We start from the raw sequence: 13380 nt of genomic DNA, 5'->3' as shown, positions 1-13380 counted from the left end.
CGGGACACGGTGGCCTCACTGCCAGGCGGGCACGTTGGCCAGCCGCTCGACCGGGAAGCGATCGATCTCCTGGAGCAGTTGCACGAAGCGCCGGGCCACATGGTCGAGCACGGCCGCGCCCTTGTCGGCGCTGGCGCGCGACGCATCCCCGGCGGCGCCGGCGGGATTGATGTCGTGCATCTGCCAGCCCAGCTTGCCGCTGGGCGTGATCGACAGGAAGCGGTTCTCCTCGGCCAGTTGCTCCGTCATCGACGGGAAGTTGCGCAACTGGTCGCGCCGCACATGCGCGGGCGCCAGATGCAGCATGACCGAGCTTTCCAGATCGCCGGCGTGGATGCCGTGCCTTTCCTCGTGCGCAGTGAACAGGCCCTCGGGCAGGCCCAGCGTGTACCAGTGGGCTGCGACCACCATCATGCCGTGCGCCTCGCGCAGGTCGCGCGCCACGATGTCCATCACGCTCATCTGCCCGCCGTGGCTGTTGTAGAGCACCAGCTTGCGCACCCCGGCCCTGGCCACGCAGGCGCCAATCTCCGTCCACAGCGCCATCAGCGTGCGCGCCGACACCGTGAGCGTGCCTGGATAGCGTGAATGCTCATTGCTCTTGCCATAGGCCACCGTGGGCAGGAACAGCACCGCCAGGTCGTCGGGCAGCAGGGGAAGGCTGGCGCGGACCATGCCATCGATGGTCGCGGTGTCGGTGGACATGGGCAGATGGGGGCCGTGCTGCTCCGTGGCACCGACCGGCAGCACGGCGATGAGCCGTTCGCGGTCCAGCCGGGAGAACTCTTCGCTGGTCAGGTCCGACCAGAAGCGGGTGCGCAGGGGAGTCGGTTGCATCGGGACGCGCCTTTCTGTGGTGGCATCGATAAGCAAAATTATCCATATGATCAAAAATAATTGGATAAGTGATTACCCATTGGGTAAAAACTCTGTAGTTTTTGATGACAGATAAGAGCATATGGATGAATTTGTGCACCTGGCACACGCCTGCGGCGCGGCACCAGGGAGCGATCCGGCCCCAGGCCGTGCCCCGCCAGCGCCCGGAATGCTCGCAATGTTCTGGCCTGAATTTTGGAAAATTCTGGCCAGAATGATAGAATCCGGCCTGTGCCTGATTCCAGGCCTTTTCCGTTTCCAGCCCAGCCATGCAATCTGTCGGCATCTACGAAGCCAAGACCCGTTTCTCCGCCCTGATCGAACTTGTCGAGCAGGGCGAGGAGGTGCGCATCACCCGCCACGGCAAGGAAGTGGTGCGCATGCTGCCGGTGCGCCGCCGCCCCGTGATCACCGACGAGCAGATCGCCCGCGAGCTGGAGCAGATGCAGGCGTTGCAGGCCACGGTGCGGCCGGCCCAGTCGGCCCCGGCGGCACAGGCGCCGGACTCCACCACCCGACTGCGCCACGCAGGCCGGAGCCAGGCATGACCTCCTTCGTGCTCGATGCCTCCGTCACCGCCGCCTGGCTGCTGCCCGATGCCGCCAGCGTGCACACCCAGCGCCTGTACACCCGCATACGCCGCCACGAAGTGGACCCGCAAGCGCCCAACCTCTGGCAGTGGGAGTGTGGCAACCTGATCGCCTCGGGCGTGCACGGCGGCCGCATTCCGCACAGCTCGGTCGAAGGCCTGTGGAGCGTGCTCGAGGCCATACGCCACCGTGTGGAGCTGCACGAACTGGCGCCCGCCCAGCACAAGGCCGTGCTCGACGTGGCGCTGGACACCCGGCTGCCGGTCTATGACGCGGCCTACCTGTGGCTGGCGCAGTCGCTGCGCCTGCCGCTGGCCACTTTCGACCCGGCCCAGGCCGCCGCCGCCCGCAAGCGCGGCCTGGCGCTGCTGGCCCCTGAAGATTTCTGATTCCCTCCAATCACCTTTGCCTGAGATGACCATGCAACACGACAAGATCCTCATTCTTGACTTCGGCTCCCAAGTCACCCAGCTGATCGCCCGCCGCGTGCGCGAAGCCCATGTCTACTGCGAAGTCCATCCCTGCGACGTCAGCAGCGACTGGGTGCGCGAATTCGCCGCCGATGGCCGCTTGAAGGGCGTGATCCTGTCGGGCAGCCACGCCAGCGTCTACGAAGTGGACGACCGCGCCCCCGACGCCGTGTTCGAGCTGGGCATTCCCGTGCTGGGCATCTGCTACGGCATGCAGACCATGGCCACCCAGCTGGGCGGCAAGGTCGAAGGCTCGCACACCCGCGAATTCGGCTACGCCGAAGTGCGCGCCCATGGCCACACCGAACTGCTCAAGGGCATCGAGGACTTCAGCACGGCCGAAGGCCACGGCATGCTCAAGGTCTGGATGAGCCACGGCGACAAGGTCACCGAACTGCCCCCGGGCTTCAAGGTCATGGCCTCCACGCCGTCCTGCCCCATCGCCGGCATGGCCGACGAGGCGCGTCGCTTCTACGCCGTGCAGTTCCACCCCGAAGTCACGCACACCGTGCAGGGCGCGGCCCTGCTCAACCGCTTCGTGCGCGAGATCTGCGCGGCCAACGCCGACTGGATCATGGGCGACTACATCGAGGAAGCCGTCGCCAGGATCCGCGAGCAGGTGGGCGACGAGGAAGTCATCCTCGGCCTGTCCGGTGGCGTGGATTCCTCCGTGGCCGCGGCCCTGATCCACCGCGCCATCGGCGACCAGCTGACCTGCGTCTTCGTGGACCACGGCCTGCTGCGCCTCAATGAAGGCGACATGGTCATGGAAATGTTCGAGGGCAAGCTGCACGCCAAGGTCATCCGCGTGGACGCCAGCGACCTGTTCCTGGGCAAGCTGGCCGGCGTCAGCGAACCCGAGGCCAAGCGCAAGATCATCGGCGGCCTGTTCGTGGACGTGTTCAAGGCCGAAGCCGCCAAGCTGAAAGCTGGCGACGGTGGCCACAAGGGCGCCACCTTCCTGGCCCAGGGCACCATCTACCCCGACGTCATCGAGTCGGGCGGCGCCAAGAGCAAGAAGGCCGTCACCATCAAGAGCCACCACAACGTCGGCGGCCTGCCCGAACAACTGGGCCTGAAGCTGCTCGAACCCCTGCGCGACCTGTTCAAGGACGAAGTGCGCGAACTCGGCGTGGCCCTGGGCCTGCCGCGTGAAATGGTCTACCGCCACCCCTTCCCCGGCCCGGGCCTGGGCGTGCGCATCCTGGGTGAAGTCAAGAAGGAATACGCCGACCTGCTGCGCCGCGCCGACGCCATCTTCATCGAGGAACTGCGCAACTGGACCGACGAGGCCACCGGCAAGAACTGGTACGACCTCACCAGCCAGGCCTTCACCGTCTTCCTGCCCGTCAAGAGCGTGGGCGTCATGGGCGACGGCCGCACCTACGACTACGTCGTGGCCCTGCGCGCCGTGCAGACCAGCGACTTCATGACCGCCGACTGGGCCGAGCTGCCCTACGGCCTGCTCAAGAAGGTGTCTGGAAGGATCATCAACGAAGTGCGCGGCATCAACCGCGTGACCTACGACGTTTCGACCAAGCCGCCGGCGACGATTGAGTGGGAGTGATTTGACGTCCTTCGGGGACTATCGCCAGCCATCGATAAAGCTGCCGTAACGTGTTGATTTAAAAGCAAATGCGTCGCGGCAACTATCGGTGACTATCGCCGGCCAGCAAAAACGGCTGACGGTAGGGCTGACGGTAAGAATCGAGGCGGAATTAAGACACTCTCGTTCACTATTGAGCCTTTTACCGTCTTTGACGGTAAAAGGCTTCTCAGGAAAGCTTGTTTCATGCGGCTTTCCGGGCATCAGCGGGTCTCCTGGTCCCTGACTCGAGCGCAAGACCTGGACGATTCCGAAGCAGCGAATGAAGGGGCGCAACCCGCACGTGGTCTACCTGTCGCGCCAGGCGCTCGATATCTTCGTCACGTTGCACGCCTGCTCGGCAGGCTCAAGCTTCGTTTTTCCTTCCCGCTACGATCCACGGCGATGCATGTCCATGCGACCCTGAATCGCATCACGATGCTCGTGGCAGAAGGCGCCAAGGCCAAAGGCCTGCCGTTACAGCCGTTCACCGTCCACGACCTGCGCCGCACCGGCTCGACGCCCTGAACTTGCCGTTGAAGCTTTCGATGTAGGCGTTCTGGGGCGGGCATCCGGCATCGTTGAGCAGATGCCGAACGCCGCGTGCCGTTGTCCACGCCATGAAGGCCCGACTGGTGAACTCAGGCCCCTGATCGGTGCGGATGGCCAGCGGGTAGCCGCGGAACTGCGCTGCCTGGTCCAGCAAGCGCACGACGTACTCGCCACCCATGCCGTGGTCCACCGCGATGTCCACACACTCGCGGCTGAAGTCATCGACCACCGTCAGGCACTTGATGCGCCGGCCGTTGGCCAGTGCGTCCATCACGAAGTCTGCGCTCCAGGTGTCATTGACGTGCTGGCTGGCAGCCAGGGGCTGGCGCTCGCCAGTGGGGCGTTTGACTTTGCGGCGCTTGCGCACCGACAGGTTGGCCAGCTTGTACAGGCGCCACACGCGTTTGTGGTTCACCTGGTGGCCTTCAAGGCTCAACAGGTCGTGGATGCGCCGGTAGCCAAAGCGCCGGCGCTCGTGCGCCAACTCGACGATGCGCGTGCTTAGGCTGGCCGTGGACTGGTTCATGCTGAGCGGCTCCCGGTAGCTGGTTCTGGACAACCCCGCATAGCGACAGGCGCGGCGCTCGCTGACGGACAGTCCCTGAACCATCCTGGCAGCGGCCTCGCGCCTGGCCTGCGGGGTCAGCGCTTTACCCCGAAGCCCACCTTCAGCGCTTCGATGTGCAGGTGGGCCTCGGCCAGCAGCTTCTTGAGCCTGGCGTTCTCGCTCTCGATCTCGCGTAGCCGCGTGGCCTCGCTTGCCCGCATGCCGCCGAACTTGGTGCGTCACTTGTAGAAGGTCGCATCGCTGAAACCGCCAAGGCGACACAGTTCCTTGACAGGCATGCCGCCCTCGGCCTGCTTGAGAAAACCGATGATCTGTTCGTCGATGAATCTGCTCTTCTTCATGTCCGTTCTTCCTCTGAAAACGGACTCTACTAACCTTCGACTGGTACGCCCTATGGGGAGCAGGTCAGGACCGTACATCTAAACAACAGGCCACGCAAAACGCTGGGCTGGAGGACACCGGCTGAAGCTTTGCATGGCTACGTAAAATATGCGGCTTGACCCAGTGTTACGATCACCGATTGATTCCACCCAATACGTCAGCATCCGGTACTCGGAGCGACTGGCAGAGGCCGGCATAGAGCCGTCTGTTGGCAACAAGGACAACAGCTGTGACAAAGCGTTGGCCGAGACCATTAATGGCCTCTACAAGGCCTAGTTAATCCATCGATGAGTACCCTGGGAAAAGGAGTCGGTGGAGTTCGCCGCGTTCGAATGGGTGTCCTGGTTCAATCCCCATCGTTTGCTCGGACCCATCCGATACATATCGCCTGTAGAGGCTGAGGAAAACTACTACCGGTAACTCGCCAGTCAAGCCACAGCGGTAGTGGCCTGACTTAAACCAATCAGCCTTCGCGAATCCCGTGATGATTTAGTTCGAACCCGGGGTGGTTCAGCGACAGTGGCAACGTGCCGCTACAACGGTCCGGATATACATTTGCAATTTTGACCTTTCTAGCATTACGAATCGAAGGCTTGGCAAATCGTCCTTCATATACGCGCTTAGCGACTGACATGGGATTGTAGGCATTTTTTTTTGCACTCTAGATATTTCTGTTAAAATAATCTAAAAAACCCGCGAGGAATTTTCAAAGACTCTATTTCATGATCCAACATTTCAAAAGAGGATCGAATAAAAGAATCAAGTTCATCATTGTTGTTTGATGCAATGGTTAATTGCAGAGAGGAAATTCTCTGAATCACTTCGTTAATTCTCCGTAACTTAGCAGGATCTGTGACGCCGTCAGAATTAATTTCATAGGTGTCCCGGCCGGCCATTGATATGGTATGAATTATTTTTCCAAGTTCTAGCATTTTTTTCAAGGAATCAAATTCAATGAATTCTTGGATTTTTTTTTCAAATTCAGTCGGCATATATTACCCTTGGTAGTTTATTGATGTCATACCCACGCTCTTCGAGAATTAGAGTTCTTGTATTGCCTTGCATTATTCGTCCATCTCGCTTGACCGTTAATGGCTCCTTTTGCCCAGGCGCCAGAGATTTGACGATTTCATTGTCGGTCTTCTTCCCCCAATACTCATAACTTGAGCGATTACTTGAAAGAAGGCGTCTCGGCTGGACTGTTGTTCCAGTGGCGCAAGCTCGAACGCCAGGGTGCTTTGACCGCCGTCTCCGCTGGCGAGGAAGTCGTGCCCGCATCCGAGCTGGCGGCTGCCCGCGCGGAAATCGCCAAGCTGCAGCGCGTGCTCGGCAAGAAAACCTTGGAGAATGAAATCCTCAAGGAAGCTGTGGAGTACGCCGCAGAAAGAAATGTATGGTCCGCCTCGCATTTGCCAAGCACTTTCTCTCGGACGAAGGCAGTTTGCACAAATGTATCCGGCCTCTCGCGAGTGGGCTGCGGTTGCAGCCAGGCCATGATGAGATCCGCACGCATCGTTCCCAATAAGTGGACCGGGTTGGAACACCCGTTTTTTTTGTCGGGCTTACGCTGCGTCGATCGACTGTTTCGTCATCAATCCAGAGCTCAGCAAACTTCGGAAAGCAGAAGTGAGATTAATCGTTTGGTGAAAGGGTCAGATGCGGGCTTCATCGGTCAGGTAACCAACTGAGGGACTCGGCGCTCGTAGAGCGCACCCGGTTTGGTCAGGACCACCCACGCAATGCGCGCCAGCTTGTTGGCCAGTGCGACCACCATCTTGTTGTGATGCAGTCGTCCTTCAAGCGCCTCGATCCACAGTCCCAGCCGGTCCTTCGTTCGGTCAAGGTGCATGCTGCAGGATCGTGCACCGTGGATAAGGAGCTTGCGTACGTAGGAGTTTCCGCGCTTGCTGATACCTGTCAGGTGCGTCTTACCGCCGGTCGAGTACTGCGCCGGAGTCAGCCCAAGCCAGGCGCTCAAGTCGCGTGCTGTCTTGAAGTGGCGCGCGTCGCCAACGGCAGCGACGAGTGCGGTGGCAGTCAGTTGCCCCACGCCAGGAATCGTCGCCAAGCGCCGTGCGATGTCGGACGCATCGGCCTGTGCATTGATTTTGCGTGTGAATTGCGCGATCCGATCTTCAAGCGTGGAGAGTTCCTGTGCGAGATCGACCAGCAATTCGCGCATGCCGGGCGTCAGGTCATTGCTCTCGTCGCTCAGCACGGGCGGCAAGGCAACCTTGAATGCCCCAACCCCATTGCGCATGGCGACGCCGTACTCTAAGCAAAAGGCTCGCATCTGGTTGATGAGTCGTGTGCGCGTGCTCACCAGGAGATCGCGGCTGTGGTGCAGTGCCTGCAGGTCAACCTGATCGCATTGTTTGATCTGCACGAAGCGCATGGTAGGCCGGGTAATAGCTTCCGCGATGACTGCGGCATCGATGGTGTCGTTCTTGTTCGACTTCACATAGGGCTTGACGAATTGCGCCGGCACGATACGCACTTGATGGCCGAGGGCCTGAAGCTTACGAGCAAGCCACTGAGAGCCTGGACATGCCTCCATGCCGACGAGTGCGGCGGGTATATTGATGAAGAACCGGATGATGCTGGCACGGTTGAGCTTGGCACGCTTGATCGGATTGCCGGTGTGGTCAAGCCCAACCACGTGGAACCAAGTCTTGCCGAGATCGATTCCATAGGTGACGGCGGTGCATTGCTGGTTGCTCATGACGGTCTCCTGCAGTGGATGGTGGCGGTTCGCGCTTTGTACTCCCGCACAAGCACGATGGCGAGCTGTGGGGAGGAGCGAGGCGGACCATCTCATTAGTGGATTGCGCGCTCGCCCTTGTTGCCCGGGGACGACCAGTGAAGACGGTCTGCCGGACGATGGGGCTGGCGCGCTCGCATGTGCGCGACCTGCTTGGGCGCGGTGAAGGCTGGGCCGATGGCCGCAGCCATCGCACACCCAGCGACGACGCCGGGCTGCTCGCCGAACTGCGCCAGCAAATTGCCGACTTGCCCAGCTATGGCTACCGACGTGCCTGTGCCTTGGTGAACCGCCAGCGTGCGGCACGGGGCGCCCCGAGGGTCAATGCCAAACGCGTCTATCGCGTCATGGCACAAGCCGCTCTGCTGCTGCCCAAGGCGCCTCGCCGGCGCCAGTCCGCACGCACGCATGAGGGCCGTGTTGCGGTCTCGCGCAGCGACCTTCGACGGTGCTCCGATGGTCTGGAAATCAAGTGCGATTCGGGTCAAACCGTGACGGCCGCCTTCGCCAAGGACTGCTGCGACCGTGAGGTGCTGGCCTGGCGTGCATGGGAGGGCAAGGGGCTGCCAGGCGAGCCGGTTCGCGAGATGCTCGTCGAGGCCGTCGAACGCCGATTCGGCTCGGTCGAAGCGGTCCCGCAGGGACAGGAGTTGGAGTTCCTCAGTGACAACGGCGGTGCCTACATCGCCGCCGAAACGAGGGCGCTGGCGCGCGCTCTGGGCCTGAAGCCCATCAACACGCCCGTCTGCAGCCCGCAGAGCAACGGCATGGCCGAGAGCTTCGTCAACACCTTCAAGCGCGACTATGTGGCGCGCATGGACCTGAGTGACGCGCAGACGGTACTGGCACAACTGCCAGCGGCCTTCGAGCACTTCAACGAGGTGCATCCGCATTCTTCGCTGAAAATGCGTTCACCTCGGGAGTTCAGGCGGCAACAGGCTGCAGAGGCTGACCAGCTGCTTTATTGCGAATAGGGTGGGGTCGGGAATACGGGGGCAACATCAGTTGCAGCCATTTCGAGTTTCACATGTGAAGTTGCAATAACTCGTGTAGCGACTGAATCGCTTGCCCCAAATCTTTACCTCGCTGTTAAGGTGTGATAAAATGTTACTAATAGTAAATATATGAGTTCTGGCTATTTAAATTAGGTTCTTCATGAAAACTTCAGCGTCTCTGAAATTTAAGCTCCTCACGTATTTGTTGGCCGTCGGGTTGTCGGGTTGTGTAACGGCTCCGAGAAATACAATGAACTATTATGAAGACAATACGGTTGCGTTTAAGTTCAGTGATTTATCAAAGGGTACGGCCTGGGGTTACACAAACGAACCGAGATATGCGCTTGCAGTTTCGGTGCGTGGTTATGACTATAATATGAAAGATGTTGACCGTATTTATACCCAGAATATGAAGGGTAATACGGGTGAATGGTGGAGAGTCGTTGTTAAATTAAATTCTGGTGAGATAATCGCCGAGAAGTATGTCAATGTATCGTGGCGTGTCTGTGAAAAATCTTCGGGTTGCACGAGCTTGCCATTTTCAGGTAAACCTCAATCCTCTGAGAAATTGAAGACTCGTGCGATTAGTGCGGATTTCTTGAGTAATTCAAATCCCACATCCGATGGCGTTATTTATGATGCATTGCCTTCGTTTGCAAATAGACACGAACTGCAAATTTCACCAGTCAGTAAGACGGAGTTGCAGGATGTAATTTCAAAGTTCTCCACTCTAAGCGCTAGGTGGCATTCGCGAGCGCCTGAGCGTGAGGAGGCTGAGAGAAATAGGATTAGGCAGCGAACAGCGTGGATACGCAACAGTAAGGTGGGAACCCGGGTGATTTGTAAAACCACATTTTCGAAAATTAATCATACAGATAATGAGAAAATAGCCTGCCAAGGTTATGATGGAGTCATTGAACAGTACGATATGAAGGCTTCAGGTTGGCAAGAGGCGGATGTGGTGCCTCAAATGGATAGAGGGGTAGGTTCGGCCTACCATTGGTTGAAAATAACATATCATAAAATTAATTAAAAATAGTTTGCACGCGCTTGATTTTGAAGGTGAGTGTGTAATAACGGGCGTTGTCTTCAAAGTCAGAATCACACCCGGAGTACCCCAGGAAGCCGCGCTCTTCTGGGAGCGGTCGGGAGCCGTTGAGGGCGCGGATGATACCGTGCATGAGAGCGCCGTCGTCACGGTCTGAGGCGGTGGCCCCTCGGCACATCAGTACGACAGCATAGGTCTGCTCTGCAGAGTAAGCATCTTCTGAAATCACTTCGAGGACTTGTTCACCTGCAAAGCAGACAACAGCTGTAGCGCCAGCCGGGGCAGATTTTTGCGTAGCAGCTTGTTCAGCGGTGACAGAACGCAGCGCAGTAACACGCGCCGCGAGGATTGCAGAGATGTTGTTGCAGACAGCGAAGTAGTTCATTTTGAGGCGGCTTTACGTAACTGATAACGTATAGCGTTCAGCAAATATTCTTCGTCTGCGGGTGCTAGGGCACGCTTTCCGCCACGCTGGCTGAAGATGAATGAGCACCGCGGAGTTTTCCTCGAACCTTGTTCATGGTGTTTACCGTATGCAGTGCCAAAACGCACCCACAGCGCCTGTTTTGATGCGACAAAGCGTGTCTCTGTTAATTCCCACGCAAAACTGACCCGCCATTTCCATCTCAAACTGACCCACCCTCTGACTTGAGCCGCAAGGCTCAAGATGTGGATAAGGTTTTGTTTCTCTCCTTCTTCATGGGCGGTTGTTGGACTGCACTGCTGTGCTTGAAGCGGTAGCTGTCGTTGCCTGTTTCCAGAATATGGCAGTGGTGGGTCAGGCGGTCCAGCAGAGCCGTGGTCATCTTGGCATCACCAAACACGCTCGCCCATTCGCTGAAGCTCAGGTTGGTGGTGATGACCACGCTGGTGCGTTCGTAAAGCGTCGAGAGCAGATGGAACAGTAGCGCACCACCAGATGAGCTGAAGGGCAGATAGCCCAGCTCATCGAGTATCACCAGATCCGTATGCACCAGCCTGTGGGCGAGCTGTCCGGCTTTGCCCTGGGCCTTCTCTTGCCCCAAGGCATTAACCAATTCCACGGTAGAGAAGAAGCGCACCCTTTGGCGGTGGTGCTCGATGGACTGAACAACGAGGTGCATCCGCATTCTTCGCTGAAAATGCGTTCGCCTCGGGAGTTCAGGCGGCACCAGGTCGCAGGGGCTGACCAAGCGCTTTATTGCGAATAGGACGGGGCCGGGAATACGGGGCAACATCAAAAATTCACGCGCGTTGCCTTCTTTGATAGAGCAACCAAAGCCAATGCAGCGCAGTTCCTTCGACAGGTACTTGTTGCCTTCCCGTACCGCATACATACCGTTTTGACGGACAACGGCATGGCCTTTACGGGACAATAACGCTTAAGAGGCGGCGTCACCGACACATGCATCGGTCACATCTTCGAGCGCATCTGCAAGTTCAATGGCATCGAGAAAAGGCATGCCAAGCCGTATCACCCCTGGACGAACGGCATGGTCGAGCGCATGAACCGGACCATCCAGGAATCCACGATCAAGGCGTATGAGTACGAGGGCCTGGAGCAGCTACGGCAAGCACTTGAAGGCGCTCAGGTGGAAGACACCATTCCGGGCGATTTGCGAGGCATGGGAAAAAGATCCAAGCCGCTTTAGACTTCATCCGCACCATCTCACTGTGGGACTGAACATATTAATGGCTGCGGAATTCCAGTAACTCATCCAGATCACGGATCCATTCGGGAAGAAAGCTCTGATCCAGCCCGAATGAACCTTTGAGTTCGGGTCCATCCGGGGAATCCTTCATGGTGTATTGGGCTAACAGGTGACCCCATGCGTTCGCCCCCCCGATGGCAAGCAAGAATTGAGGCTCGATCCCGGATAGTTGGACAGGGTCGATATCAAACTTTCCTGCTATCAATGACTGATAGGCCTGCGAAAGATATTGCTTGAATTTCTGGATTTCTGTCGGCATAACCAGCCACTGAACGTTGCCAGAAAAATTACCATCCGTAATTTTTACGTTGATGGTCAACCAGTCCATGTAGGGGCCGCCATCTACTTCAATGGATCGAGAAATGGGCTCGATGTCGAATTTGAAATCATCAAAATCAATGGTCAACATTGTTATTCATATGCAAAATGAGAGATAGTCCAATCTACCTTGCGAACCAATAGTTCAATATTTTTGAGGAAGGTCTGCACGAATCAAATCGAAGTGTGAAGGAAGTGTCGGAGCATTGTGGGGTACGGGTTAGCATCATGGATGCTAGCCTTGGTTGCATTGACCTGCCCCCACTGCATGGTCAATGACATAAAGCCAGCGCCCATCCCCCTGCTTGCGCACCAGCTCGGCGGAGCTGCCGGAGGCCACCACGGCGCCGTCGTCGGTGGTCAGTTCCCAGTCCGCGCGCAGCAGGGCAAGGTCGCCGTGGATGATGCAGAAGTGGTTGCGGGAGGCCATTCGGCCTGGCGCTTGTAGGAGTTGCGACAACGCGCTTGCGATGGCGTCGAGGCCGGTGTGGTTTGTGCAGTCGCCGCTGGTGCGCAGCACTGCGCCCGGTTCGTAGAGCGCGAGCAGATGGGCGAGGCTGCGGCTGTTGAATGCATCGGCGAATGCGCTGTTCATGTGCTCTGGTGAGGTGATGCTGGGTGCCATGCTGTCGTTTCCCTGGGTGTTGGAGCGGGCCATAGTGGATCGCGCTTCCTGGAGTCACCGAATGGGAAGAACTGCACGGAGGTCACCCGATGAGCGAGAACGCCCTGGAGTCGCCCGCACCGCGTCGCCCGGCTGAATGTCCCGTGGAGGACTGGCTGGCTTTTCTCGGTCATGGCTGGAACGCGCTGGTGCTGTGGCATTTGCAGGAGGGCAGCAGGCGGCACAGCGAACTCGTGGCCGTTCTGCCCGGCGTGTCGCCCAAGGTGCTGTCCGAGCGCTTGCAGGGCCTGGAGGGGCGGGGCTTGCTCGAACGCCGCCCCATGCCGGTCTTCCCCCGGGAGGTGGTTTATGGCCTGACTCCATCGGGCAGGGCGCTGGTGTCCATCCTCGACCAGTTGGAGAGCTGGTCTTGCCAGTTCGGCGGCCGGCGCTTGGCCCGCAGCGGCTGGCCGCTCCGGGAGTCCGGGGGCTCATAGCATCCTGAGCGCAGCGTGGGCATCGCTCATGAAGCTGCCCCTGGCCATTGCTCACCTGGCGCCGATGCTGGCGGGATTCGTGGCGAAGTACCCGCGCTGCAAGTGGACGTCGTGACCGATGACGGCCTGGCCGACATCGTGGGCGATGGCTTCGATGCGGGAGTCCGCTTCGGTGAGAGCCTGGCATGGTGCCGGTCGGGCCGCCGCAGCGTTTCGCCTGCGTGGCCGCACCGTCCTATCTCGCCTTGCGCGGCACGCTACGGACGCCGCGCGAGTTGCCCGGCCACTCCTGCATTGGCCGCCGTTTCCCCAGCTTGCACTGCTACGCCTGGGAGTTCCACGTGAATGGCGAGCCACTGGCCGTGGAGGTCAACGGCCCGCTGGTGTTCGACGACGACCTGCCGATGATCCAGGCCGCCTGCGACGGCGCAGGCATGGCCTAGG

At 58.9% G+C, this 13380-nt stretch carries 13 protein-coding genes and 7 pseudogenes; 11 read left to right on the top strand and 9 right to left on the bottom strand.

What is annotated here, in order from left to right; genetic code table 11:
- Positions 1–15: 15 nt before the first annotated feature.
- Complete coding sequence (locus ACFPFG_RS04930; RefSeq protein ID WP_380105355.1) at positions 16–837, bottom strand: creatininase family protein; 822 nt, start codon at positions 835–837, stop codon at positions 16–18.
- 308 nt (positions 838–1145) lie between these two features.
- Here ACFPFG_RS04930 and ACFPFG_RS04925 point away from each other — a divergent pair, with 308 nt between their 5' ends.
- From ACFPFG_RS04925 to guaA, 3 genes are read left to right on the top strand one after another with little or no spacing between them, the layout of a single operon-like run.
- Positions 1146–1424 (top strand): type II toxin-antitoxin system Phd/YefM family antitoxin, encoded by a 279-nt coding sequence (locus ACFPFG_RS04925; RefSeq protein WP_183021892.1) that lies wholly within the window; start codon positions 1146–1148, stop codon positions 1422–1424.
- The gene (locus ACFPFG_RS04920) at positions 1421–1855 is read left to right on the top strand and encodes a type II toxin-antitoxin system VapC family toxin (protein WP_183021893.1); all 435 of its coding nucleotides are present in this window, start codon (positions 1421–1423) and stop codon (positions 1853–1855) included. Before ACFPFG_RS04925 ends, ACFPFG_RS04920 begins: the two co-directional genes overlap by 4 nt.
- Before the next feature lie 31 nt (positions 1856–1886).
- Positions 1887–3503: a glutamine-hydrolyzing GMP synthase gene (gene guaA / locus ACFPFG_RS04915; RefSeq protein WP_183021894.1), complete on the top strand. Its 1617-nt coding sequence runs from the start codon at positions 1887–1889 to the stop codon at positions 3501–3503.
- Positions 3504–3521: 18 nt separating this feature from the next.
- On the opposite strand, the gene ACFPFG_RS04910 is transcribed toward guaA, so the two are convergent.
- The gene (locus ACFPFG_RS04910; RefSeq protein ID WP_183022067.1) at positions 3522–3746 is read right to left on the bottom strand and encodes a hypothetical protein; all 225 of its coding nucleotides are present in this window, start codon (positions 3744–3746) and stop codon (positions 3522–3524) included.
- A gap of 25 nt (positions 3747–3771) precedes the next feature.
- Here ACFPFG_RS04910 and ACFPFG_RS04905 point away from each other — a divergent pair.
- Positions 3772–4043, top strand: a pseudogene (locus tag ACFPFG_RS04905) (tyrosine-type recombinase/integrase); the annotation flags it as partial.
- Position 4044: 1 nt separating this feature from the next.
- On the opposite strand, the pseudogene ACFPFG_RS04900 reads toward ACFPFG_RS04905, so the two are convergent.
- Positions 4045–4982: pseudogene (locus ACFPFG_RS04900) on the bottom strand (IS3 family transposase); the annotation flags it as partial.
- 187 nt (positions 4983–5169) lie between these two features.
- Here ACFPFG_RS04900 and ACFPFG_RS04895 point away from each other — a divergent pair.
- Positions 5170–5442 (top strand): annotated as a pseudogene (locus ACFPFG_RS04895) (IS3 family transposase); the annotation flags it as partial.
- 254 nt (positions 5443–5696) lie between these two features.
- On the opposite strand, the gene ACFPFG_RS04890 reads toward ACFPFG_RS04895, so the two are convergent.
- Positions 5697–6014, bottom strand: coding sequence for a hypothetical protein (locus ACFPFG_RS04890; RefSeq protein ID WP_183021907.1), 318 nt, complete (start codon positions 6012–6014; stop codon positions 5697–5699).
- A 186-nt stretch (positions 6015–6200) separates the two neighbouring features.
- Between ACFPFG_RS04890 and ACFPFG_RS04885 the strand changes: the two are divergent.
- Positions 6201–6491: pseudogene (locus ACFPFG_RS04885) on the top strand (IS3 family transposase); the annotation flags it as partial.
- Positions 6492–6694: 203 nt separating this feature from the next.
- On the opposite strand, the gene ACFPFG_RS04880 reads toward ACFPFG_RS04885, so the two are convergent.
- The gene (locus tag ACFPFG_RS04880; protein ID WP_197956682.1) at positions 6695–7744 is read right to left on the bottom strand and encodes an IS110 family RNA-guided transposase; all 1050 of its coding nucleotides are present in this window, start codon (positions 7742–7744) and stop codon (positions 6695–6697) included.
- 98 nt (positions 7745–7842) lie between these two features.
- On the opposite strand from ACFPFG_RS04880, the pseudogene ACFPFG_RS04875 reads away from it, so the two are divergent.
- Positions 7843–8757 (top strand): annotated as a pseudogene (locus ACFPFG_RS04875) (IS3 family transposase); the annotation flags it as partial.
- A 271-nt stretch (positions 8758–9028) separates the two neighbouring features.
- Positions 9029–9811 carry a hypothetical protein gene (locus ACFPFG_RS04870; RefSeq protein ID WP_197956681.1) on the top strand — a complete coding sequence of 261 codons (783 nt, stop codon included), beginning with the start codon at positions 9029–9031 and terminating at the stop codon, positions 9809–9811.
- On the opposite strand, the gene ACFPFG_RS04865 is transcribed toward ACFPFG_RS04870, so the two are convergent.
- Both ACFPFG_RS04865 and ACFPFG_RS04860 read right to left on the bottom strand, forming a co-directional pair.
- Complete coding sequence (locus tag ACFPFG_RS04865; RefSeq protein ID WP_183018887.1) at positions 9804–10211, bottom strand: hypothetical protein; 408 nt, start codon at positions 10209–10211, stop codon at positions 9804–9806. The two genes, ACFPFG_RS04870 and ACFPFG_RS04865, sit on opposite strands and share 8 nt — an antisense overlap.
- Before the next feature lie 277 nt (positions 10212–10488).
- Positions 10489–10917, bottom strand: a pseudogene (locus tag ACFPFG_RS04860) (ATP-binding protein); the annotation flags it as partial.
- 129 nt (positions 10918–11046) lie between these two features.
- Here ACFPFG_RS04860 and ACFPFG_RS33585 point away from each other — a divergent pair.
- Positions 11047–11518, top strand: a pseudogene (locus tag ACFPFG_RS33585) (integrase core domain-containing protein); the annotation flags it as partial.
- Here ACFPFG_RS33585 and ACFPFG_RS04850 read toward each other — a convergent pair.
- Positions 11495–11926 carry a WapI family immunity protein gene (locus tag ACFPFG_RS04850; RefSeq protein ID WP_380105350.1) on the bottom strand — a complete coding sequence of 144 codons (432 nt, stop codon included), beginning with the start codon at positions 11924–11926 and terminating at the stop codon, positions 11495–11497. The pseudogene ACFPFG_RS33585 and the gene ACFPFG_RS04850 overlap by 24 nt on opposite strands.
- A 144-nt stretch (positions 11927–12070) precedes the next feature.
- A complete protein-coding gene (locus ACFPFG_RS04845) occupies positions 12071–12460 on the bottom strand; it encodes a YybH family protein (protein ID WP_380105348.1) in 390 nt (129 codons plus the stop codon).
- Positions 12461–12549: 89 nt separating this feature from the next.
- On the opposite strand from ACFPFG_RS04845, the gene ACFPFG_RS04840 reads away from it, so the two are divergent.
- Positions 12550–12936 carry a winged helix-turn-helix transcriptional regulator gene (locus ACFPFG_RS04840; RefSeq protein WP_380105346.1) on the top strand — a complete coding sequence of 129 codons (387 nt, stop codon included), beginning with the start codon at positions 12550–12552 and terminating at the stop codon, positions 12934–12936.
- A 185-nt stretch (positions 12937–13121) separates the two neighbouring features.
- Positions 13122–13379, top strand: coding sequence for a type 2 periplasmic-binding domain-containing protein (locus tag ACFPFG_RS04835; RefSeq protein ID WP_380105344.1), 258 nt, complete (start codon positions 13122–13124; stop codon positions 13377–13379).
- The last annotated feature ends 1 nt before the right edge of the window (position 13380 follow it).

The organism is Delftia deserti (assembly GCF_042653485.1).
Taxonomy (GTDB): domain Bacteria; phylum Pseudomonadota; class Gammaproteobacteria; order Burkholderiales; family Burkholderiaceae_C; genus Comamonas; species Comamonas acidovorans.
Note: the sequence above shows the minus strand (reverse complement) of the source record. Positions and strands in the feature narration are given on the sequence as shown.